The sequence below is a fragment of the Flavobacterium sp. GP15 genome (assembly GCF_014281985.1).
Taxonomy (GTDB): domain Bacteria; phylum Bacteroidota; class Bacteroidia; order Flavobacteriales; family Flavobacteriaceae; genus Flavobacterium; species Flavobacterium pygoscelis.
Genome location: NZ_JACFTC010000004.1, coordinates 315149 through 339213, shown reverse-complemented (window position 1 = coordinate 339213; position 24065 = coordinate 315149). Strand labels below are relative to the sequence as shown.

Below are 24065 nucleotides of genomic sequence, written 5' to 3'. Positions count from 1 at the left end.
TAAGAAATAAACCAATTGAAAGAACATGATTAAAATAAAGAAATATGCTGCCATAGATATTGGTTCTAATGCCATGCGTTTACTAATCGTAAATATTGTGGAGCAAGAAGGTAAAGAGCCTCAATTTAACAAGAGCTCCTTAGTTCGTGTTCCTATTAGACTGGGGCAGGAAGCTTTTACCGTAGGAGAAATTTCAGAAGAGAATATCGAGAGAATGTGTGATGCGATGAAGGCTTTTAATCTTTTGATGAAAGTTCATAAAGTAGAACGATATATGGCTTTTGCAACCTCAGCAATGCGTGAAGCTTATAATGGAAAAGAAGTTGTAGCCATCATTAAGAAAAAAGCAGATATAAAAATAGAAATTATTGATGGTAAGAAAGAAGCCGCTATTATTGCATCAACAGATTTACATCACTTATTAAAGACGGATCAAACCTATCTTTTTGTAGATGTTGGTGGTGGTAGTACTGAGTTTACCGTATTTTCAAATGGTAAAATTATAAACTCAAGATCTTTTAAAGCAGGAACTGTTCGCTTATTAAATGATATGGTTTGCGATGTGGTTTGGGAAGAAATTGAAAAGTGGATTAAGGCTAATACACAAGATTATGAAGAAGTTACATTAATCGGTTCTGGAGGAAATATCAATAAGTTGTTCAAAATGTCGGGCAAATTACAAGCCAAACCGCTCTCCTATATTTATGTGAATTCTCAATATGCGTTTTTAAATTCACTTTCTTACGAACAAAGGATTTCTGAATTGGGATTGAATCCTGATCGTGCCGATGTAATTATTCCAGCCACAAGAATATACCTAAATGCGATGAAATGGAGTGGTGCAAGAAATATTTATGTGCCTAAAATTGGGCTTTCTGACGGAATTGTAAAAGCGATGTATTTCAACAAAATATAATTTTTTTCTAGGCATCTATATCTAATCCAAATGTTGTTCGTAAGAGTTCAATATTTGGATTTATTTCATGTAGTCTGTTGTAACGGTCTTGATCGTTAAAACTTCTTTTGTTTTCCACAGCTTCATTTACAGTTATTTCTATAGTAATGTCATGATTGTGTAAATGCCCTTTTAAATGCCCTAAAAGACCATTTAATTCCTTTTCAAAATCTAATTTAGAACCTTCATTTGGTAACTCTAATGTTATTGCGGTTCCATTAAGTTTGGGATCGTTGATTAATAATAAAGATTCCATAATTTTGTATCCTTTGTCTCCTAAACGCTGGGCGTATTTATTCCATTGCAACAACATTTCTGTTTCGGTAAAGGGTTCTGTAGGCAAATGGGTTGCTTCTTTTACAATTCCTTTACTGCTTTCTTCCAATGCTTTTTTCGCACGAATACTAGCTAGTGAAAAGGCAGAAACTTTTGGTGCAGAAGATTCTGAATTACTATCTTTTAGGATTGGTTTTGAAATAGGATTTGATTTTAAAGCAGGCGCTACTGTATCAATTTCTGTTTTCAATAAAGCAGATTCATTTACTGCTTTTTGTTTTTCGGGTGCTTTATTGGTGTCAACTATAGAATAATCATTTTTTCTATAGTACGTAGGTGGAATTATAAATTGCTCAACTTTTTTTTTTCTCCATCAAAGGTGATAGAGGCAAGCTGCATTAAACATAATTCTACAAGAAGTCGCTGGTTTTGACTCAACTTATATTTTAAATCGCAATCATTGGCAATTTCAATTCCTTTTAATAAAAATGCTGGATTGCATTTTTGTGCTTGAACTCCATACATTTGTTGTGCTTGTTCTCCTACCTCTAATAACGATAGCGTAGAAGGTGTTTTAGAAACTAATAAATCTCTAAAATGAGAAGCTAATCCGGAAACAAAATGATGTGCATCAAAACCTTTTGCCAATATTTCATTGAAAGCCATCAATAATTCTGGAATTTTATTTTCCAAAATCAACTCGGTAATATTAATGTAAGTTTCGTAATCTAACACATTCAAGTTTTCTGTTACCGCTTGGCGTGTTAAATTTTTACCACAAAAAGAAACTACTCGATCAAAAATAGATAAAGCATCTCTCATTGCGCCATCAGCTTTTTGAGCAATTATGTGCAACGCATCATCTTCAAAAATAACACCTTGACTTGTTGCTACTTCTGCTAAATGTTCTTTGGCATCTTTTACGGTAATTCTTTTAAAATCAAATATTTGACAACGAGATAAAATCGTTGGAATAATTTTGTGTTTTTCAGTAGTTGCTAAAATAAAAATAGCGTGTTTTGGCGGCTCTTCTAATGTTTTCAAGAAAGCATTAAAAGCAGCTGAAGATAACATATGAACCTCATCAATGATGTACACCTTATATTGCCCCGTTTGTGGTGGAATACGAACTTGATCTATTAAGCTTCGGATGTCATCAACAGAGTTGTTAGAAGCGGCATCTAGTTCAAATACATTGAAAGCAAAATCTTCGTTTGGATCATCGTAACCCGGTTGATTTATTTTTCGGGCTAAAATTCGTGCACAAGTTGTTTTACCAACGCCGCGAGGTCCTGTAAATAGTAATGCAGAAGCAAGATGATTGCTTTCTATGGCATTTAGTAAAGTATTGGTAATTGCTTTTTGTCCAACAACATCTTTAAATGTTTGAGGACGATATTTACGTGCCGATACTACAAATTGTTCCATAGGATTTTTATTCGAAAGCAAATATAAGCTTTAATTTAAATATGGAAAAATTTAAATATTGAAAGATTTTATATTAGCTAAAGCGTCTTTGTAGTAGCTAAATTATAGCCCAGATAGAAGTGAAAATCCTTAATTACTAGCCCTGGAGTTTTGGGATAGTAATTAAGATTGCAACGTATAGCTGGAAATAGCTCCATAAAAAGAGCAGATGAAATTTTGTTTGCAGTTGTTTATTCGGCTCTACCTTTGATAGTTATGTCAATTAAAATACGTGCTGCATCATTTTCAGAATTGGCAGAAAAACCAGTTACAAAAACTCCTTTTTTACCCGATTTAGACTTAATGCCATAAACAGTAGCTTCATCATCTGGATTGCTATCTCCTTCATAACGGTATATGTGCTGAATTTCGCAGTGATCTGGATTTGTGGTTATTTCGCTATCGTCGATGTTAAAATCAAAATTAAATCCCATTTCGGAGAGTTCTTCTAATGCTTGAGAAACGGTGGTGTAGTGATACATATTAGACATAGTGATATTATTTAAACGTTCATTATAAAGATAACTGATTTATGGCTAAGTGGTTGCAAAATTCATGTTAAAGTAGATTGGTTTAAAATGTTATGAGAAGAGAAAAATAGTGTAAATTTGCGGCACAGACCGCCTTATCGCCACGTTATATGCGTGGAGGAAAGTCCGGACACCAAAGGGAAGCATAGCGGGTAACACCCGTCGGTTCGCCACGGCGAATTAGGACAAGTGCAACAGAAAGTATGTACAGGTAATGCTGTAGTGAAACCAGGTAAACTCTATGCGGTGAAATATCAAGTATATCAGCATTTAAGGGCTTCTCGTCCGTTGTTGAAGGGTAGATAGCTTGAGTCACATAGTAATATGTGATCTAGATAAATGATAAGGCTCCAATTTATTGGAGACAGAATCCGGCTTATAGGTCTGTTTTTTTTTATTTAAATGTATTTGTGTCTAGCTATGGAATTGCAAATTAAATTTAAACTTTAGCTAAATTATTTTGATTCAATAAAGGCCTTTTTTTTGTAATTGGTGGATTTTTTACAATTGACAAATTTTTTTTTAAACCACAAAAAAAAAAATTATTCTATTGTCATTGATTTTAGTTTTGTTCTATAGGCTTCTAATGCAACAGACTTAGATATAAAACCGTAATACTTATCATTTTTAAGTACGGGCAAAAATGCGACTTTAGATTTTTCAAATTTATTCATCACTGTTTCCATACTTTCATCAGGAGTAACAATTTCGCTAAGAGGTAGCATTATGTCTTTTATTTTTGTGTATTTGACTCTATAAGTGTTAAATATTATTTCTCTTATCGTGTTAAAATGTACAATTCCAACCAAATCATTTTCAGTATTTACAACAGCAAATATAACTTGCGTAGAATGGGAGATTAAATCGACTAATTTTTCTAAATTTTCGTCTGCAGTAACGGTAAGAAAATCGGTCTGTATGATTGAATTAGTTTCGAGTGTAGAAAGTACATTAGAATCTTTATTACTAGTAAACGCATGTCCTTTTTGAGCCAATGTTTTTACATCAATCGAGTGTTTTTCAAAACGACGCGATATTGCAAAACTTATTGAGGAAACAATCATTAAAGGAATCATTAAACTATATCCTCCTGTAATTTCGGCAATTAAGAATATGGCAGTTAGCGGAGCATGAAATAAACCACTCAAAATACCCGCCATTCCAACAAGTGTAAAGTTACTAATGGGTAGTTTTGCTAATCCTATTAGATTTATAAATTTAGAGAAGAAAAATCCGAGATAAGATCCTAGAAATAATGAAGGTGCAAAATTTCCACCATTTCCACCACTTCCTATAGTGATACCGCTGGCGAAAACCTTTAGCATCATTGTAAATCCTACAAATAGTAGAAGTGCCCAACTGTTGTTTTGAAAACTACTAAAGATGGTGTTTTCTAAAAATTTTCCAGAATCACTGTCTGCTAATGTTTTGATGCTTTCGTAACCTTCTCCAAAAAGTGTGGGAAACATAAAGATAAGAATCGCTAAAATAGAAGATCCAAATAAAGCCTTTTTGTAAGGTGAAAGTTTCATACTGGAAAAGAAATGCTCTACTCTCTGAAAATTACGAGAATAATAAACGGACATTAATCCAGTACAAATTCCTAAGAGTATATAAAAAATTATATTATGATAATCAAAGTCTTCTTGTTTTTTAAAGGAGAGTAATATGGTCTCATCTAGCGCAACAACAGATACTAGCGCTCCAGTAGCTGCTGCAATCATAATGGGTGTAAATGCTGCAATACTTACATCTACTAGCAATACTTCTATAGCAAACAAAACCCCTGCAATTGGAGCGTTAAACGCTGCAGCAATACCAGCAGCAACTCCGCATCCTATTAACAAGGTTCTATCCTTATACGATAATTTATATTTTTGAGCATAGTTGGAACCAAATGCTGCACCCGTAATAACAATTGGACTTTCTAAACCTGCAGATCCTCCTAAGCCAACAGTTAAGGAGCTGGTTATAATTTGAGCATACATTTGTTTTTTTGGAATTATGCTGGCTTTTTTAGCAACTGCATACAAAATTTGTGAAGTTCCCTTTTGTATCGTTCCTCCCAAAACTCTTTTTACTACAAACACCGTTAACATTATTCCAATAATAGGTAAAATACTATTGATAAATCCCAGTTTTGAAATGCTACTCACATAGGTAGCAAATGAAAAGACCCAGTGTGCAAAAGTTTTTAATACGATTACGGCCAAAGCAGATGAAATACCGACTAATACAGCTGATAGAAATATAAATTGCTTAGGCGTTAATATGGATTGCGCAATGGCAATAATAATTTGTAATTTAGAAATATATTTTTTGAACATTATGATTTTTTAATGGGACTGCAAAATTAGTATTATTTTAAATTGTTCTTATATTTTTTTAATACATGTTTATAAATCCTAGTTTTAAAAATAGTTCTAATGCATTTCAATTGTTGAGTTCAGTAATTTTCTATTTAAATAAAACGGTCTAAAAACCAACCGCTTTATTATCTCCTCTTCGGTCTGCACCACCTTCTAATTTTCCGTTTGGTAAAACTAAAACAGCATCAACTTGACCTATTATTTCTTTGTCTTTTTCATTAATGATATAAGACTTTTTCTTTAAATTTTCTAAAACTTCTTTTGAGAACGAGTTAGGTTCAAAAGTGATTTCATCAGGCAACCATTGGTGATGAAAACGAGGAGCATTGACTGCTTCCTGCATACTTAATCCAAATTCATATACATTCAAGATGGTTTGTAAAACAGAAGTGATAATAGTAGAACCTCCAGGAGTTCCAACGACCATATATAATTTACCATCTTTTTCTACAATAGTGGGTGTCATCGAACTTAACATTCTTTTCTCAGGAGCAATACTATTAGCCTCGCTTCCTGTTAATCCATACAAATTAGGAACTCCAGGTTTAGCACTAAAATCATCCATTTGATTGTTCAAGAAAAAACCTAATTCATCACAATACAATTTAGAACCATAATTATCATTTAATGTTGTGGTAGCAGAAATAGCGTTTCCTGCAGCATCAACTATAGAGTAATGTGTGGTTTGGTTACTCTCATATCCTTTAATTTCACCTGCTGCGATATCTGATGATTTAGAAGCTGCGTCAAATGAAAAATCTTTCATTCTTTTTTCTAAATAGGAAGGGCTTAATAATTCTTTTATAGGCAGTTTTACAAAATCAGGATCACCCAAATAAAAATTTCTATCTGCATAAGCTCTTCGTTCAGCTTCTGTAATAACTTGTATTGTTTTTAAACTATTATGTCCCATTTGCGATAGGTTGTAAGGCTCTATCATTTTCATGATTTGATTCAGGCAAATTCCACCACTACTGGGAGGAGACATAGAGGTAATTTTTAATTTTTTATATTGAAAGGTAATTGGAGTACGCCATTTAGCTTGGTATTTTTGAAAATCTTCTAGAGTCGCATTTCCTCCTTTTTTCGCTAAAAATGCTACTAGTTTTTGTGCCGTTTCGCCACTATAAAATTCCTCACGACCATTTTTAGCAATGCGTTGCAATGTTGCTGCTAATGCTGTGTATTTTATTGTGTCATTTTCTTTGTAAACTTTAGAGAATAAACTATTTCTTCCGTTTCTTTTGATAAAAGTTTCTCTATTATTATTTAAACTTTCTGCTTGATGTTTAGTGATAATTACTCCTCTTTCTGCTAGCGCAATTACAGGTTTTAATATTTCACTCATGGGTAAAGAGCCATATTTTTTATGTACTTCAAATATTCCTGCGATAGTTCCAGGAATTCCAGAGGCTAGAGCTGTTTGGGTACTTTTTCCTTCGATTACATTGCCATTTTTATCCAAAAACATATCTTTTGAGGCAGCCATTGGCGCTTTCTCTCTATAATCAATACTTCCTGTTTCACCATTAGCTTTTCTAAAAACCATAAAACCGCCACCACCAATATTTCCAGCCTGAGGATGCGCTACAGCCAATGCTAGTTCAGTAGCAACCATTGCATCAAATGCATTACCTCCTTTTTTCATGATAGCTACCCCGATTTCTGAAGCTTCTTCACGTGCTGAAACTACCATAGCTTTGTTACTTACCAAGCCTGTTGGTGTTACTGTTTTCTCATTGGATTTACAGCTTAAAAAAGCTAAGGCAATTAAGAGTATAAACTTATTCATAAGGTTTTTAATTTTTCGTTCGAAAATAATATTAATTCTTTAAAAAAACGAGTGAATTCATCTTCAAATTCGGAATAAAATTCAGTAAGATCTTGTGTTCCAAATCGCATGTTAGATTGATTTTTAGTGCGCCGATCCATTTGGGTCAAAATATGATTTATTCCTTCAACTGTTTGATAACTAACAAGCCAATTTTCTTGGAATAAAGTGGGCATTATTCGCAACACTCTTTCTGATAGTAGGTTTTTGTTTTCTTCTAAAGATTTATAAAAATGAGCTACAAAATCCTCTAATTTTTCATTAGAGTAATTCTTCCAATTTTTGGCTAAAAAATGATCGTATAATACATCAACAACTACCCCTGCATAATGATGGTAATTTTCGTGAAGTCGTTTGGTACTTTGCCTAAAGATTGGATGTGCATCCGTAAAAGTATCAATAGCACGGTGAAGGATAATCCCTTTCTGAATTTCTAAAGAATAAGTCTCAAATTGTTTTCCGCGTATTCCATCGGCCATAAAGTTGCCAATTTTCAGTAAATCGTTATCACCAGAAAGATATATATGGGCTAAAAAATTCATTCGCCTAAATTAGGGTTTTTTATCCTATTTTTTAAATTCTAAGTGACTTTTATACTTCTTCAATTCTTATATTTGTAAATATTTAAATTTTTTTAGAACAAATTAAACCGTATTAAATGACATTAATAAAATCAATATCAGGGATTCGTGGAACAATAGGAGGAACAGTAGGAGATAATCTAACTCCTGTTGATGCTGTTAAATTTGCATCTGCCTACGGAACCTGGCTTAAACAATATAGTGGAAAAGAAAAATTAACAGTTGTAGTAGGTCGTGATGCTCGTATTTCTGGGCCAATGATTCATAATCTAGTAGTAAATACGCTAATTGGTTTAGGAATTGATGTAATTGATTTAGGCCTTTCTACTACGCCAACCGTTGAGGTAGCTGTACCCATTGAAAATGCAGATGGTGGAATTATTCTTACCGCTTCTCATAATCCTAAACAATGGAATGCTTTAAAATTACTAAACGAAAAAGGGGAATTTTTGGATGGCGATCAAGGATTAAAAATTCTAGAAATTGCAGAAGCAGAAGCCTTTCATTTTTCAGAAGTGGATCATTTAGGAGAAATAATGATCAATGATGCTTATATGGACATACATATTGATGAAGTGTTGAACCTAGCACTAGTTGATGTTGATGCTGTAAAAGCCGCCAAATTTAAAGTGGTTGTTGATGGTGTAAATTCTTCGGGCGGAATTATAATTCCGAGATTACTAGAGTTAATGGGTGTAGAAGTAGTAGAACTTTACTGCGAACCTAACGGACATTTTCCTCATAATCCAGAACCTTTAAAAGAACATTTGACTGATATTTCGGAACTTGTCGTTAAAGAAGGTGCTCATTTAGGAATTGTAGTAGATCCAGATGTGGATCGTTTAGCATTTATTTGTGAAGACGGAGAAATGTTTGGAGAAGAATATACTTTAGTTGCTTGTGCAGATTATGTGTTAAGTAAAACACCGGGGAATACAGTATCTAATATGTCTTCTTCACGTGCTTTGCGCGATGTTACTAATAAGCACAAAGGAAGCTACGAGGCGAGTGCTGTAGGTGAAGTGAATGTTGTAAAATTAATGAAAACCAATAATGCTGTAATTGGTGGTGAAGGAAACGGCGGAATTATATATCCTGAATTGCATTACGGAAGGGATAGCTTGGTGGGAGTTGCATTATTTTTAACCCATTTAGCCAACAAAAAAATGAGTGTTTCTGCTCTCCGTGCTTCTTATCCTGAATATTACATGAGCAAAAATAAGATTGAATTAACACCACAAATTGATGTTGATGCTATTCTTGTTGCAATGACAGAAAAGTATAAAAATGAAGATATTACCACTATTGACGGTGTGAAAATTGATTTCGAAGAAAATTGGGTTCACTTGAGAAAATCAAATACAGAACCTATTATTCGAATCTATACTGAAGCATCTACTCAAGAAAAAGCTGATGGTTTAGCTTTGCGTATTATTGATGAAATAAAAGCGATTGCGGGTATTTAACTCACTTTAATCTCTACAGATAAAACCTTTCAAAATATTTTTTGGAAGGTTTTTTTATTTCTAAATCCCTTATAAATAGTTTTGCTTTTAAGAACTGTAGTTTAATCTTATATTTAAATCATAAAAGGAGTATTTATCTTGTGATTTTGGTCTCCATAATCCAAAGAAAATAAAGATTCTTTACTATTAACAAAAGTTGAAAATGACTATTTGGGAAAAATCAATACCTTTGAGGTCTAATTAAATATAAAATGATTACCAAAACAGCAACTACAGCTTTAGAACAATATTTTCAACAATTTCGCAAAAACATAATTGGAATAGATCAGGATTTTGAATCGCCATACGGCCCAAAAAAAATTGTTTATACAGATTGGACAGCAAGTGGTCGCTTGTATCGCCCAATTGAAGAAAAATTAATGAATGAATTTGGTCCTTTCGTTGCTAACACTCATACAGAAACTACTATTTCGGGTACTGCAATGACAAAAGCGTATCATACAGCACGTCACATCATTAAGAATCATGTAAATGCCAATAGCGATGATGTTTTGATTACTGATGGCACAGGAATGACTGGAGTTGTCAATAAATTTCAGCGAATTTTAGGTTTAAAAGTACCTGAAAATTTAAAAAACTTTATTACTATTCCTGCCGAAAAAAAACCAATTGTTTTTATTTCACACATGGAACATCATTCTAATCAAACTTCCTGGTTAGAGACTATAGCTGATGTTGAAGTAATTCCTTCTTCTGAGGATGGTTTGTTTAGTATTGAAAATTTAGAAATATTATTAGATAAATATAAAGAACGCCCTTTTAAAATTGCCTCAATTACTTCTTGTTCAAATGTTACCGGAATTAGAACTCCCTATCATGATGTTGCCAAAATGATGCATCAACATAACGGACTTTGTTTTGTAGATTTTGCTTGTTCTGGTCCTTATGTAAGTATCGATATGCATCCAAAAGATCCAGAAAGTTATTTAGATGCAATTTTCTTTTCACCACACAAATTTTTAGGAGGTCCGGGTACAAGTGGTGTTTTAATTTTTAATAAAAAGTTATATCAAAATCTAGTACCGGATAATCCCGGAGGCGGAACGGTAAGTTGGACTAATCCTTGGGGAGAACATAAATATATAGATAATATCGAGGATAGAGAAGATGGTGGAACTCCAGGTTTTCTTCAAGTGATTAAAACCGCATTAGCCATTCAGTTGAAAGATCAAATGGGTATTGATAATATCTTAAAAAGAGAACACGAAATTGTTGATTATATTTTCTCTGAGTTAGGAAATATATCTAATATAAAAATACTTGCAGGACAGCATCAGGATAGATTAGGTGTAATATCTTTCTTTGTAGAGGATTTGCATTTTAATTTAGGGGTAAAATTATTAAATGATAAATTTGGAATTCAAACACGTGGAGGATGCAGTTGTGCTGGAACTTATGGTCATTTTTTACTACATGTAGATCAAGAAACTTCTAGTAAATTGATTGATGAAATTACATTAGGTGATTTGATTAGAAAACCAGGTTGGATTAGAATGTCTATTCATCCTACGACAACTACTGAGGAAATAGAATATGTTTGTCAAGGTATTAAATCCTTAGCAGAAAATCATAAAACATGGGCATTGGATTACGATTATAACTCTAATACCAATGAGTTTATCAATAAAAAAGCGCAGCCTCTAGAAGATGAATTGGTTAAAAATTGGTTCTCTCTTTAATAATTTGATTGTTAAAAATAAAAAAAAACACTAAGTCTATTTTTTTAGATTTAGTGTTTTTTTTTATTTTACTAATAAGTTTATCTTCTGTGTTTCCATCGTTTGTGCGTCCAGAAATAATATTCTGGAGCCTCTAGAATTTGTTTTTCAACTTCTCTTAAAAAAATATCTGTAATTTTAAAATCAGGAATAGATCTCGGGTTGTCAGTAATTGGGATGAAGGTAGCTTCATAGAAACCTCTTTTTACCTTTTTTACTTTAACAAAAAGTACATTTAAATCATATTTTTTAGATAGCATTTCAGCTCCAGTATGAACGGGAACTTCTATTCCCATAAATTTATCCCAATGAAAAGCTCTGTTCATTTTTGGAGATTGATCGCTAGCAAGACCATACATAGCTAGAACACCATTTTTTTCATTCTCGGCCATTAAAGGGATTGTCTTTTTAGTTTCTACTAATTCAGCATCGTATTTAGAGCGTATATTGCGAATGAGTTTATCAAAATATTTATTAGCAATTTTTTTATAAACACCTATTCCTTTAAATTTTGTTTTTGCGTTTATAGATAACAACCACTCCCAACTAGCGTAGTGAGAGGCTAATAAGACAGTGCTTTTTCCTTTGTTTTCATATTCTTTAACCAATTCAATATTTGTAATATGAAATCTTTTGTTCATTTCTTCTGAAGAAATCGACATGGTTTTAATCATCTCTAAAAATAAATCGCACAAGTGATGATATGATTTTTTTTCAATAATAAGTCGCTCCTTATCGCTTAAATGGGGTAAAGCTAAAGCCAAATTTTCTTTAACTGTTTTCTTTCGGTAACCGATCACGTAATAAACGAGTAAGTAAATAAAATCAGAGAACCAATAAAATATTCTAAAAGGGAGTATGGAGATAATCCATAAAAGCGGGAAGGCTAAGAGGAAAATAAGAAGTTGCATGCCGTTATTTTTTATGCAAATATAAGTCAAAAATCTACACTGATATTAATTTTGAGTAGTTACTCTGTGCGTATTTGAGAATGACTATATTTACAACACACAATAAACATACTTTATGAATATCCTTTTGATAGCAATTATTATTGTAAATGTTTTGATTAGTTATAAAGGTTTTAACGACCTTTCTTTTTTTAGAAAATATGAGTTTCATGTAGGAAGTATTAGAGCAGGAGAACAAATAAGAATGTTGTCCTCTGGTTTTCTGCATGTTGATATAACGCATCTGATTTTTAACATGATGACACTGTTCTTTTTTGCTCCAGTGGTCATTAATTTAATGGGTAGTTTTTCATTTGTTTTAATTTATTTTGGAAGTTTGATATTTGGAAGCTTACTCACCATGGCATTTCATAAAGAGGATTATGGTTACAGAGCTGTAGGAGCATCGGGAGCTGTAACGGGAGTTTTATATTCTGCAATATTATTGCAACCAGATATGATGCTCGGAATATTTTTTATTATTCCTATGCCAGCGTATCTTTTTGGAATACTTTATTTACTCTATTCTATTTATGGTATGAGAGCAAAAAATGATAATATTGGTCATACAGCCCATTTTGGCGGTGCAGTAGGAGGCTATTTAATCACATTGATAAAACAACCTTCTTTACTTGTCGATCATACTTTGATGGTGGTTTTATTAGCGATTCCTATTGTAATTCTTTTTGTAATGCAAAAGACAGGAAAACTATAATTGGCATAACTTTTGAAAAGGAATTAGTACAAACACTAAAATTATAAAAAAATGAAAAAAGCACTATTTATATTGTCTATATTATTCGTAACGATGTCATATGGTCAAGAAGTAAAACAAATTCCACAAATCAATGTAAGCGGAGAAGGTAAAATTAAGGTAGTTCCAGATGAAGCAACGATTGCTGTTACTGTTGAAACAAAAGGCAACAACGCTAAAGATGTAAAGAAACAGAATGACGAAAAAATTGACGCTGTTTTGAAATATATTAAAAAAATGAATTTGGCTCCTGCAGATTATAAAACACAACGCGTTTCATTAAATCCGCAATATGATTATGAAAAAAAGAAACACAGTTATAATGCTATTCAAACTATTGAGATCTTATTAAGAGACTTGAGTAAGTATGATGAGTTAATGGGAGGTTTAGTTGATAATGGTATTAACAGAATTGATACTGTAACATTTCAATCTTCTAAAATGGCTCAATATGAATCTGATGCTAGAAAATTAGCGATGAAAGAAGCGAAAATGAAAGCACAAGATTATGTTTCGGTTTTAGGACAAAAAATAGGACGTGCGATGACCATATCTGATAATTCTCAGACGAATTACCCGCAACCCAGATATGCAGCAATGAAAATGATGGAAAGTAGCGATATGAGTGCTCCAAGAGAAACACTTGCAGTAGGAGAAATAAATATTACCGCTAATGTTACTGTTAGTTTTATTTTAGAATAGCAATCAATCACTAAAATTACATTTAAATTATTAAATGTTTATATACAGCAAAAAAGAGAAATTGGGTAATAGATATATAAACTATTATCCAATTTCTCTTTTTTATTATTTAAAATCCAAGTACTGCTTTATTCTATTAAATGGAGTACTCCAAATGAGGATGGGGTATGAAAATTTGGGGTTTCAGTTTCTGGATTTACCCAAGAAATCCAAACGGGTTCAAAAATTGATTTTTCTTTTTCGTTATATTTAGCTCTAAACAATCCAGTTTCAATTTTATTATCATTAATTAAATGAAGCATTTTAAGTGAAACGATGCTAATGGCTCCTTCGATGGTAAAACTGCTATCATCAATAGAGGATTTTACCGCCATATTATTTTGTGGCCAGTTCCAATCAAAGTCGAATTTTTTATTAGGATAGGCTACAAAATCCATTATTCTTGAAGCAGTATCAATTTCCAAACAATAGTATGGATTCATTGCATGATTAGATCTAAAAAAAAGTTCTACACGATCCGAACTTCCTATGCTATGAATGCTATCATCTTTTCTATCAATGTGTATCATAGTGTCCGATACTGTAAAACAAAAAAATAAATTCTCACGATCCCAAACTGCTTTAAATTCAATTTTTGATGGTTTTTCAGAATCCCAAGGAGAACAAAAATCAGTTAAGACTTGGGCGTTTTTCCATAACGTATTATCACCTTTACCTGTAATTTCAAGTAAATTTTCCTCGACTAAATGTACTTCGTAATTCTTTAATTCTTTAGCCATATTTATTTTTTGAGTTGTTATATGCTTTTATTAATATTATTTAAAAACCTTCGCAGGATTACCAAATTTAGTCATTATAGACTTCATTTTATAACAAACTCAAAATGATTTACAAGTATTTTATAAATCTTATAATAATAGGCAAAGCAATAGAAAAGCTGTTTTATAAAAATTAATAAAAATGATTTTATATTTGAAAAATTACTCTAATAGTATAATCTAAAATCAAGAGCTTTACAGGCCTCATAAAATTTCTGATGCAATTCTTCTACGATTGTTACTAAATCAAATTCTTCTTGACATAAACTAAAAAACACTTTGTCTAAATGAATGCTACTAATATTATTAAAAGTAGCTCCGTAGCCTGAAATTGCTCTGGCTCCAGTTACATCTAGAAAGTATTGTGCTTCTTCTGAACTTAAATCTAGAATTTTTTCATTGGCAAAATGAACAATTTTTCCTTTCATTTTTCCCTCAAAAAGTTCCGCAATCTCTTCTAAACTATAAAAATAATCATGTATGCAGATAGAATTTTCTTGACCTTGCATTACTAAATATATGATTTCATAATCTTTAAAATTGTGATCGTCATAAAGTAACGCACCCAAACTCTCCTCAAGTCCTTCTATCGTATCACAATTTTTATAAATGCTAGATACACCGTGATTTAAAGCAAGTTCTTCTAAATGTTTCACTATTTCTGTGCTATTTTGAACTTCTATATCGGCAACAGCTTCGAGGCAAAAAATAAATTTATCTTGGTCCATTTTCTTTTTTTACAGATTTTACAGTACTTACAAAAATATGTTTTTAGGTTTATAAATACTTTTAAGAAGTTCAGTTTTGGGAAAATATTCGCATTTTAATAGAGGCGAATGCTTTTTAACAAATTAGTAAAAAAAATTTCAGTTATATTATTTATAGTCAAACAGTAATTCTTTAAATCTAATTTTAAAAAATATTGATTGAAAATTTTGTAATCTTACATGCAATAAAGGTCTGAATTTTAAAATTTTAAACTTTAGTTTTAAAAACAAGTAAAAAACATACTTTTTCTTTTGTAAATTAGCATAAACCTTAATACTATTATTAATTAATAAAGACTATTATGAAAAATCTTGGTGTGTTTTGTTTATTGTTCTCTTGTGTTATTTTTGGAAGTTGTAAAAATAATCAAAGTGAAAAAATTCCTGTAGCAACTCCAGAAGAAGCGCCTGTAAAGGTTGAGTGTTATACAGCACTTTACGAAAAAGATACAATAGCATTGAAAATGAATACTTTTAAACATGGACACATAACGGGAAACATGGATATGGTTATGGCAAATACACCTAAGTATGTTGGTGAAGTTGCCGGAGAATTTCGTGGTGATACACTTTTTGTTAGCTACACATACATCCAAGGGAATAATAAAGAGACTACTTTTAAAAATCCTATGGCTTTCTTAAAGCGTGACAATCAACTTATTTTAGGAAACGGAAAAATAGAAGTTACATTAGGTGCTGGTCATTTTGTTTCCGGCGAACCAATAGATTTTGATCGCGTAAAATACAAACTCAATCCTGTAGATTGTGTGACTAAATAAATTTATAATAGAAAGGGAGAGTAATTTCCCTTTTTTTATTTTAAAAACGATTCGATTTAAAATATAAATAACAATTTATTTTTGATTTAAAAATTACTTTTGTTTAAACAAATATCATATCATTAATGAAAATCTTGCTTGTTGAAGATGAAATAGAAATGCAGAAAAGCATTAGCCATTACTTAGGATTAGAGAAAAATAGAGTAGAGGTGGCAAATGATTTTAATTCTGCTTTTGAAAAAATACAAGTGTATGAATATGATTGCGTTTTACTAGATATCACTTTGCCGAACGGAAACGGATTAGACTTAATAAAAGCGATAAAAAATAAAAGATCGAAAACAGGAATTATCATCATTTCTGCTAAAAATTCCTTTGATGATAAAATTGATGGTTTAAATTTAGGAGCAGACGATTACTTGCCAAAACCCTTTTATTTACCAGAATTAAATGCGAGGATAAAAGCATTGATTAGACGTAATAATTTTGATGGTGAGGCTGCGATAATTGTCAATGAAATTAAATTATACCCTGAGGAAAGAAAAGTGTTAATCAACGAAAAACCACTAAACTTGACATCAAAAGAGTTTGATATATTAGTTTATTTCATCTCTAATAAAAATAGAGTAATTCAAAAAAGTGCTATTGTAGAGCATTTATGGGGCGATAATGCCGATCAGTTTGACAATTTTGATTTTATTTACAATCATGTAAAAAACTTAAGAAAGAAATTATTGGCGGCCAATTGTACAGATTATATTCAATCAATATACGGGATTGGTTACAGTTTTAAAACAGAATTATGAAGCTACTCACCAAAACCAGTCGGTATTATATCTTGTATACGATTCCGATAATTTTATTTTCTTCTTTGTTCATTTATTTTTTTCTTTTAAATGAAATTGGTGAAAGTAATCAGTCTTTATTGTTGACTAGGGTTAAAGTAATTGAAAACTATTTAGCTAAAGGAAATAGTTTGGTTTTAACTGTTTTTGAAGCTAATAATGAAGTTTATGTTCAAGAAATTGACAAAAATAAAATCATCACGCAAACCGTTAAAGATACTTTGATGTATTCTGATATTGATAAAGAATACATTTCGAACAAAATGATTGAAGTTAATAAAATCATCAACGGAAAAAATTATCATATCAAAGTTTGGAAAAGTAATATAGAACTTGATGAGTTAATGGAGGTTGTATTTGTTGTCTTTATCATTTTGTTATTATTCCTTCTTTTAATAACTGTTTATATAAACATTAGAATTTCAAAACTAATTTGGGCACCATTTCTTACTACTTTAACCTATATAAAGAACTTTAATGTTCAGACTAATGATTTTAAAAAATTAGAATCCAATGATATCACAGAATTCAGTGCATTAAATTCCTCGATAAATGGGATGACTTCAAAAATGATTACTGATTATAAAAATCAAAAGAAATTTGCGGAGAATGCATCTCATGAATTTCAAACTCCACTGGCTATAATTAAAGGAAAAATAGATTTATTACTCCAAGAGGACACATTGAATGAAGAAACCATGCGATTATTAGTTTCTATTGAAGAGGCAGCCAGTCGACTCAGCAAAATAAATAAATCATTATTATTACTTTCAAAAATTGAAAATCAACAATATGATAAATTAGAAACGGTACAATTACTTCCTTTAATTGAACAAGTAAAGAATCTAAATGAGGACTTTATTTTAGACAAAAATACAAAGTTTCTATATGAAACGACTGAAAAATTAGATTTCAATATTAACTCTGAACTATGTTTTATTTTAATTAATAATTTGGTGCAAAATGCAATCAGACATAATATCGAAAATGGAAAAATTACTATTTCGATAATAAATAAAACCTTAGTTATAAGCAATACTGGCACATTGGAACCGCTGAATCAAAATACAATTTTTGAGCGTTTTGAAAAAAAATCTTCCAATACCAATTCGATTGGATTAGGATTAGCAATTGTAAAACAAATAGCGGAAGCGAATTCAATTGATATTCAATACAAGTATGAAAACAAAGAACACGTGTTTTATTTGCATCAGTTTTAAAAAAATACAGAATTGAAATAGATTCCTATTGGATATTTGCTTAATAATTTAAAAAAAGAGCAATTATGAAAAATCTAATTTTAGTTGCCGCAATGGCAATGAGTACAGTAGGATTCGCACAAACTAAAGACAAGAAAGAAGTGCCTAAAGTTGTTAAAGAGGCTTTTCAAAAGGAGTATCCAAATACCAAAGTAAAATGGGATGTGGAGAAAGATGGTTTTGAAGCTGAATTTAAAATGAATGGCAAAGAAGCTTCTGCAGATTATGATAAAGCAGGACATAAATTAGCTACAGAAATTGAAATTAGTAAAACTGAATTCCCTGCAAAAGCGTTGACTTATATCGCAACAACTTATCCAAATAAAAAGATCAAAGAAACGGCTAAAATTACAGATAACAAAAATGTAATTACATACGAAGCAGAGGTTAAAATTGACGGAAAAGACAGTGATTTAATCTTTGATGCTTCTGGGAATTTCTTAAAAAGAAAATAGTTTTTATTACTACAATTTTTATTATTAGAACATCTTGTAAATGAGATGTTCTAATTTTTTATATTTACTAAACTATGCGAATTGTTATACTCTTCATAACATCACTATTTTCAATTACATCTTTTTCTCAAAAAAGAGATGTGGATTTTTTTATTGAAAAAGCACTCTTGAATACCGCTTTATTAAACGATTTGAATAATCAATCTAGTTCCTTGTCAATAGATAGTTTATTGTATAAATCCAATTTAAAACCACAGTTAAGTGTTAATTTAACCGGTAATTATGCGCCTGTAATTAATAATTTCGGATATGACACCGCCATTACTAATGGTCAAAACGTAAACGGAATAGTAAGTTTTTCTCAGAAGATATTTGGCAAAAGCCAAAAAAATAATCAGCTAGGTGCCATTACTTTATTAAAAGACAAAGTAGATTTTAATAAAAAAATCACAGCAAATGATATTACAAAAGCAATCCGACTTCAATATATCGTTACTTTTTCTGATTATAGTCAGTATCTAAATCTTCAACAACAGTTTGGTTTATTGAATAATGAGTTAGAAATTCTAAAAAAGTTCACTCAGAAATCGATTTACAAACAAACGGATTATCTTCTTTTTTTAGCAACAGTGAAGCAACAGGAAATTATGATGATGCAGATGAAAAACCAATTTGAAAATGATTTGCAAATATTAAATTATCTATCAGGCACCAATGAAAAATCAGATATAGTATTAATTCATCCTCAAATCGAATTAAAACAAGCCATTAATGCTGAGAGTTCAATTTACAATCAACAATTTAAAATTGATAGTTTAAGTATTGAGAATCAAAAGCAAAATATTGCAAATACCTATAAACCGTCTGTAACCATATTAGCAGATGCCGGTTATATTTCTACTTTAACGGGGCAGTATTACAAGCATTTTGGTAGTGCTGTTGGTCTTAATCTTTCGGTGCCTATTTACGATGGAAATCAAAGAAAACTGCAAATTACTAAAAACAAATTTGTCTCAGAAACTAACATTGCTTACAAAAGACAATTTGAGCGACAATTCAAACAACAGCAACAGCAGTTAGAATTGAAATTAAGTCAAAACGAAATGATGAATGAGCAACTGCAATCACAGTTAAAAATTAATAAAACATTACTCGACGCTTTTAATAAGCTATTAGTGACTGGAAATGCAATGATACCTGATTTTGTGATTGCGTTAGGTAATTCCTTAACCATTACAAATGCGATTGCTCAAAATAATATGGCAAGATTACTATTGATTAATGAACTTAATTATTGGAACACAAATGAAAAATAAGATAACGATACTTTTTTCCATGGTGCTTTTTTCTATGTTATTGTATTCTTGTAATAAAAAAGAAGCGGCAGTAACGGAGACAGAAACCATAATTCCTGTTACTGTAACTACAGTTGATAATAAAGGAATTGATGATTTTGAAGAGGTTTCAGGTACGGTTTCTTACATTGTCAAAACACCAATTAAGGCTATCATTACTGGTTATGTTACTGCTGTCAATGCGACTACGAATGATAAAGTTGCTAAAGGAAAGCGACTGTTTTCGATAAAAACTAAAGAGTCAATTGCACTAGGAAATGATGTGAATAAATTAGATCCGAATTTGCATTTTGGGACAGCAGTTTCAATTACATCAAGTTCCAATGGCTTTATTACTGCTGTAAATGTTGAAAAAGGAAACTATGTTCAAGAGGGCGATATATTAGCAGTAATTAATGATTCAGATAATTATGGTGTCGTTATAAATGTTCCTTTCGAACTAAAAAAGTATGTTTCTATTAACCAACAATTATCGGTTTATTTGCCTGATGGCACATCAATTTCTGCAACAGTAAAGCAATTCATCCCTTCGGTAGATACAATGTCTCAAATGCAAAGTATATTTTTAAAAATGAATTCCAATCAAGTTTTACCTGAAAACCTTATTATTTCGGTACGTATCCCAAAATCGAATAAATCGGATATAATTACGTTGCCAAAATCTGCTATTTTAAGTAATGAAATCGAAACAGAATATTGGGTTATGTTACTCAAAAATGATTCTACCGCTATTAAAGTTCCTGTTCAAATAGGTTTGAAAAACCAAGAAAGAACGGAGATTATAACTCCTAAATTTAATGTTACAGATAGAATAGTCACTTCTGGGAATTATGGAGTAGGGGACACTATTAAAGTGAAAATTATAAATGGTAGCAAGTAATGAATAATTTTTTTGTAAAATATAAAAGCGGACTAAGCACCATTATTTTCTTGCTATTGTTAGGAGGTATTTTTGCGTATTCTAAAATGCAAACCAGTTTATTTCCTGAAATAACTTTTCCTAAAATCAAAGTGATTTCTGATGCAGGCCAACAACCCGTAGATAAAATGATGGTTACTGTAACCAAGCCATTAGAAAATGCGATAAAGAAAATACCAAATCTAAAAACCGTTCGAAGCACCACCAGTAGAGGTAGTTGTGAAATTTCAGCCTTTATAGATTGGAAATCTGATTTGGATGTTGGTAAACAACAAATTGAGTCCAGGATTAACCAAATTAGAAGCGATTTACCGGCAAATATCCAAATAACAGTCGAAAAGATGAACCCATCGATTCTGCCAGTTATTGGTTATGCTATCGAAAGTAAAAACAGATCTCCTATCGAAATTAAGAAGATAGCTAATTTTACAATTAAACCATTTCTCTCGCAGGTAGAAGGTGTCAGTGAAGTCCGAGTTGTTGGTGGAAAAGAAAAAGAATACTGGATTGAACTCAATCTGAATAAAATGATTGCCTACGGAATCACGCCAGACGCCATTTCGCAGGTGTTGAACCAAACTAATTTTATTACTTCCAATGGATATTTGGCTGATAATCGCTTTTTATATTTAACATTAACAGACGCTCAAATTGCAACAAAATCGGATTTAAAAAATCTTGTAATTTTAAATAACGGAAAAGGGATTATAACCTTAAAAGATGTGGCTAATGTAGCTTTACAAGAGGCTAAAGAATATATCAAAGTCAATGCTAATGGAAAAGAAAGTGTTTTAATTGCTATTATAAAACAGCCTAATGCCAATTTAATCACTATGTCTTCTGATATGGAATTGAAGTTGAAAGAATTACAAAAAATAATTCCAAGTGATCTAAAAATAAAGCCGTATTATGAACAAGCTAGTTTTGTGGGAGATGCCGTAAGAAGCGTTACCGATAGTTTGCTGATTGGACTCTTTTTAGCAATTATTGTAGCTATTTTGTTTTTGAAATCTGTCAAAGCGAGCGCTACTATTTTAATTATAATTCCAGTTACACTCTGCGCTACGTTGTTAGTATTATATTTTACAGGACAAACGTTTAATATTATGACTTTGGGAGCTATAGCGGCAGCTTTAGGACTTATAATTGACGATGCTATTGTTGTGGTAGAGCAAATTCATAGAACCCATGAAGAGCATCCTGAAGAACCTACTACAGCTTTGTTGCAAAAGGCAATTCAGTATCTTTTTCCTGCAATGGTAGGATCTTCATTATGTACAATTGTTATTTTTCTTCCTTTTGTTTTAATGAGTGGTGTTGCAGGTGCTTATTTTAAAGTGCTAACGGATACCATGATTATCACATTGGTTTGTTCGTTTTTTGTGACATGGATATTGTTGCCTGTTGTTTATTTACTGCTTACTAAAAAAGGAAAAGTCATTTCTGAAGAAAAAGAAGTAACAGAGCATCATGAGGTAAAAACTCAAAAATGGGTGGCTTATTTTATTGAAAGACCCATCATGAGTTTTGTTTTTTGTGTGCTATTAATTGTTTCAATAGTTTTAATTCTCCCGCGATTAGAAACTGGTTTTCTTCCTGAAATGGACGAAGGAAGTATTGTTTTAGATTACGAATCGCCACCAGGAACATCATTAGAAGAAACGGATAGAATGCTAGTTGAGGTAGAGAAAATAATTCATACTATCCCCGAAGTAGAAGCGTATAGCAGAAGAACTGGTACGCAAATGGGCTTTTTTATTACAGAACCCAATAGAGGTGATTATTTAATTCAACTTAAAAAAGACCGATCCAAAACTAGTAATGATATTATTGATGAAATTAGATTAAAAGTAGAAACGTCACAACCTGCTCTTCGAATTGATTTTGGTCAAGTAATTGGTGATATGTTAGGGGACTTGATGAGTTCAGTTTCACCTATTGAAGTAAAAGTTTTTGGAAACAACCAAGCTGAACTTCAAAAAATAGCAAAACAAGTCGCTCATATAGTCGAAAAAACGCCAGGAACTGCTGATGTTTTTGATGGCGTTGTGTATGCTGGACCTTCTATCAGTATTACTCCAAATTACAGTCAGTTGTCACAATACGGTATTACTCCGGCCAATTTACAGTTTCAACTCCAAACTTTATTAGAAGGAAATGTGATTGGTTCGGTGTTAGAATTGGATAAAGCAGTACCAATTCGATTGATATATCCAAATACTCAAAATAGAAATTTAGAAGAGATAAGAAAGATTTTTATTTTTTTACCCAATGGAAAATCAATACCTATTAGCACTCTTGTCAACATCTCCATTTCGAAAGGAATCGCTGAAATTGAGCGTGAAAATTTGCAAATGATGTGTGTAGTTACGGGTAGGCTAGACAATAAAGATTTGGGAACTGTGATGAAGGATATAAAAAAGGAAGTGTCCAGCCAAGTTGTTCTTCCTAGCGGGTATTACATTGATTATGCGGGAGCTTATAAGGACCAACAACAATCATTCAAAGAATTATTGCTAATTTTAGTAGCTTCGTGTTTACTAGTTTTTGGAGTTTTGCTCTTTCTATTTCGAAATCTAAAAGTAGCTTTCATCTTGCTGTTTGTGTCAGTTTTAGGAATTTCAGGAAGTTATCTCTTACTATTTTTAACAAACACACCACTAAATGTAGGTAGCTATACCGGATTGATTATGATTGTTGGAATTATTAGTGAGAATGCTATTTTTACCTATTTACAATTTAAAGAAACGTATCAAATTTCGAATAATAAAAAACAATCGCTCGTATATGCGATCTCAACAAGGTTAAGACCTAAATTAATGACTGCTATAGGAGCAATCATTGCTTTAATGCCCTTGGCAATTGGTATTGGTACAGGTTCAGAATTGCATCAGCCTTTAGCAATTGCAGTTATTGGTGGTTTTTTGATTGCGATGCCGTTATTATTAATAGTACTGCCTAGTTTGCTATATTATTTTGATATTGAACACAAAGAATAGTAATTTATTTTTTGCTATTACCCAACTTTTGAGATTTATCCAAAAATTATTTAATAATTGAAATTCTATATAAAATGAAAAACCCCATAAATCATAAGATTTACGGGGTTATCTTCCCAGTTGCTTTTCAGCTCGCGGAGAAAGAGGTTCCGTTGCCTTTAAATATTTTCCAGTGATTATAGGGGTTTACGATATACTATTTAAGAACAG

General features: G+C 31.6%; 21 protein-coding genes and 1 other RNA gene. 13 read left to right on the top strand and 9 right to left on the bottom strand.

The features are described from left to right. Positions 1-25 precede the first annotated feature (25 nt). Positions 26-916 carry a Ppx/GppA phosphatase family protein gene (locus H2650_RS11035; RefSeq protein WP_188050855.1) on the top strand — a complete coding sequence of 297 codons (891 nt, stop codon included), beginning with the start codon at positions 26-28 and terminating at the stop codon, positions 914-916. Between the two features lie 7 nt (positions 917-923). Here the strand turns inward: H2650_RS11035 and H2650_RS15900 are convergent, their stop codons facing one another. The 3 genes from H2650_RS15900 to H2650_RS11020 all read right to left on the bottom strand — a co-directional run bounded on the left by H2650_RS15900 (position 924) and on the right by H2650_RS11020 (position 3189). Further along, positions 924-1481: a DNA polymerase III subunit gamma/tau gene (locus H2650_RS15900; RefSeq protein WP_255462873.1), complete on the bottom strand. Its 558-nt coding sequence runs from the start codon at positions 1479-1481 to the stop codon at positions 924-926. A gap of 92 nt (positions 1482-1573) precedes the next feature. Beyond that, positions 1574-2659 (bottom strand): DNA polymerase III subunit gamma/tau, encoded by a 1086-nt coding sequence (gene dnaX, locus H2650_RS11025; RefSeq protein ID WP_188050854.1) that lies wholly within the window; start codon positions 2657-2659, stop codon positions 1574-1576. 230 nt (positions 2660-2889) lie between these two features. Further along, positions 2890-3189, bottom strand: coding sequence for a hypothetical protein (locus H2650_RS11020; protein ID WP_188050853.1), 300 nt, complete (start codon positions 3187-3189; stop codon positions 2890-2892). A gap of 121 nt (positions 3190-3310) precedes the next feature. On the opposite strand from H2650_RS11020, the gene rnpB reads away from it, so the two are divergent. Then, positions 3311-3623: RNase P RNA component class A (gene rnpB / locus H2650_RS11015), an RNA gene on the top strand. A 147-nt stretch (positions 3624-3770) separates the two neighbouring features. Here the strand turns inward: rnpB and H2650_RS11010 are convergent. The 3 genes from H2650_RS11010 to H2650_RS11000 form a co-directional block, all read right to left on the bottom strand. After that, positions 3771-5555, bottom strand: coding sequence for a chloride channel protein (locus tag H2650_RS11010; RefSeq protein WP_188050852.1), 1785 nt, complete (start codon positions 5553-5555; stop codon positions 3771-3773). Between the two features lie 148 nt (positions 5556-5703). Continuing rightward, positions 5704-7389, bottom strand: a complete 1686-nt coding sequence (ggt, locus tag H2650_RS11005) for a gamma-glutamyltransferase (RefSeq protein WP_188050851.1) — start codon at positions 7387-7389, stop codon at positions 5704-5706. Further along, the gene (locus H2650_RS11000) at positions 7386-7970 is read right to left on the bottom strand and encodes an ACP phosphodiesterase (RefSeq protein WP_188050850.1); all 585 of its coding nucleotides are present in this window, start codon (positions 7968-7970) and stop codon (positions 7386-7388) included. Before H2650_RS11000 ends, ggt begins: the two co-directional genes overlap by 4 nt. 116 nt (positions 7971-8086) lie before the next feature. On the opposite strand from H2650_RS11000, the gene glmM reads away from it, so the two are divergent. Together glmM and H2650_RS10990 are read left to right on the top strand one after the other, a co-directional pair. Next, positions 8087-9475: a phosphoglucosamine mutase gene (gene glmM, locus H2650_RS10995; RefSeq protein ID WP_188050849.1), complete on the top strand. Its 1389-nt coding sequence runs from the start codon at positions 8087-8089 to the stop codon at positions 9473-9475. Positions 9476-9726: 251 nt separating this feature from the next. After that, a complete protein-coding gene (locus H2650_RS10990) occupies positions 9727-11214 on the top strand; it encodes an aminotransferase class V-fold PLP-dependent enzyme (protein ID WP_188050848.1) in 1488 nt (495 codons plus the stop codon). An 80-nt stretch (positions 11215-11294) separates the two neighbouring features. Here the strand turns inward: H2650_RS10990 and H2650_RS10985 are convergent, their stop codons facing one another. After that, on the bottom strand, positions 11295-12164 hold the full coding sequence (locus tag H2650_RS10985; protein ID WP_188050847.1) for a lysophospholipid acyltransferase family protein: 870 nt from the start codon (positions 12162-12164) through the stop codon (positions 11295-11297). A gap of 115 nt (positions 12165-12279) precedes the next feature. Between H2650_RS10985 and H2650_RS10980 the strand changes: the two genes are divergently transcribed. Continuing rightward, positions 12280-12918 carry a rhomboid family intramembrane serine protease gene (locus tag H2650_RS10980; RefSeq protein WP_188050846.1) on the top strand — a complete coding sequence of 213 codons (639 nt, stop codon included), beginning with the start codon at positions 12280-12282 and terminating at the stop codon, positions 12916-12918. A gap of 51 nt (positions 12919-12969) precedes the next feature. Next, positions 12970-13659: an SIMPL domain-containing protein gene (locus H2650_RS10975; protein WP_188050845.1), complete on the top strand. Its 690-nt coding sequence runs from the start codon at positions 12970-12972 to the stop codon at positions 13657-13659. A gap of 128 nt (positions 13660-13787) precedes the next feature. Here H2650_RS10975 and H2650_RS10970 read toward each other — a convergent pair whose 3' ends face one another. Beyond that, on the bottom strand, positions 13788-14438 hold the full coding sequence (locus H2650_RS10970) for a sugar-binding protein (RefSeq protein WP_188050844.1): 651 nt from the start codon (positions 14436-14438) through the stop codon (positions 13788-13790). A gap of 206 nt (positions 14439-14644) precedes the next feature. After that, a complete protein-coding gene (locus H2650_RS10965; protein WP_188050843.1) occupies positions 14645-15205 on the bottom strand; it encodes a DUF6642 family protein in 561 nt (186 codons plus the stop codon). A 341-nt stretch (positions 15206-15546) separates the two neighbouring features. Between H2650_RS10965 and H2650_RS10960 the strand changes: the two genes are divergently transcribed. The 7 genes from H2650_RS10960 to H2650_RS10930 all read left to right on the top strand — a co-directional run bounded on the left by H2650_RS10960 (position 15547) and on the right by H2650_RS10930 (position 23855). Further along, positions 15547-16023, top strand: coding sequence for a hypothetical protein (locus tag H2650_RS10960; protein WP_188050842.1), 477 nt, complete (start codon positions 15547-15549; stop codon positions 16021-16023). A gap of 125 nt (positions 16024-16148) precedes the next feature. After that, entirely contained in the window at positions 16149-16829 is a 681-nt protein-coding gene (locus tag H2650_RS10955; protein ID WP_188050841.1) for a response regulator transcription factor, read from the top strand. Beyond that, positions 16826-18088, top strand: coding sequence for a HAMP domain-containing sensor histidine kinase (locus tag H2650_RS10950; RefSeq protein WP_188050840.1), 1263 nt, complete (start codon positions 16826-16828; stop codon positions 18086-18088). Before H2650_RS10955 ends, H2650_RS10950 begins: the two co-directional genes overlap by 4 nt. Positions 18089-18153: 65 nt before the next feature. Further along, on the top strand, positions 18154-18582 hold the full coding sequence (locus H2650_RS10945; protein ID WP_188050839.1) for a PepSY-like domain-containing protein: 429 nt from the start codon (positions 18154-18156) through the stop codon (positions 18580-18582). Between the two features lie 140 nt (positions 18583-18722). After that, complete coding sequence (locus tag H2650_RS16020; RefSeq protein WP_188050838.1) at positions 18723-19898, top strand: TolC family protein; 1176 nt, start codon at positions 18723-18725, stop codon at positions 19896-19898. Beyond that, complete coding sequence (locus tag H2650_RS10935) at positions 19888-20817, top strand: efflux RND transporter periplasmic adaptor subunit (RefSeq protein ID WP_188050837.1); 930 nt, start codon at positions 19888-19890, stop codon at positions 20815-20817. The genes H2650_RS16020 and H2650_RS10935 overlap by 11 nt, the downstream gene beginning before the upstream one ends. Further along, positions 20817-23855, top strand: a complete 3039-nt coding sequence (locus H2650_RS10930) for an efflux RND transporter permease subunit (protein ID WP_188050836.1) — start codon at positions 20817-20819, stop codon at positions 23853-23855. The genes H2650_RS10935 and H2650_RS10930 overlap by 1 nt, the downstream gene beginning before the upstream one ends. The last annotated feature ends 210 nt before the right edge of the window (positions 23856-24065 follow it).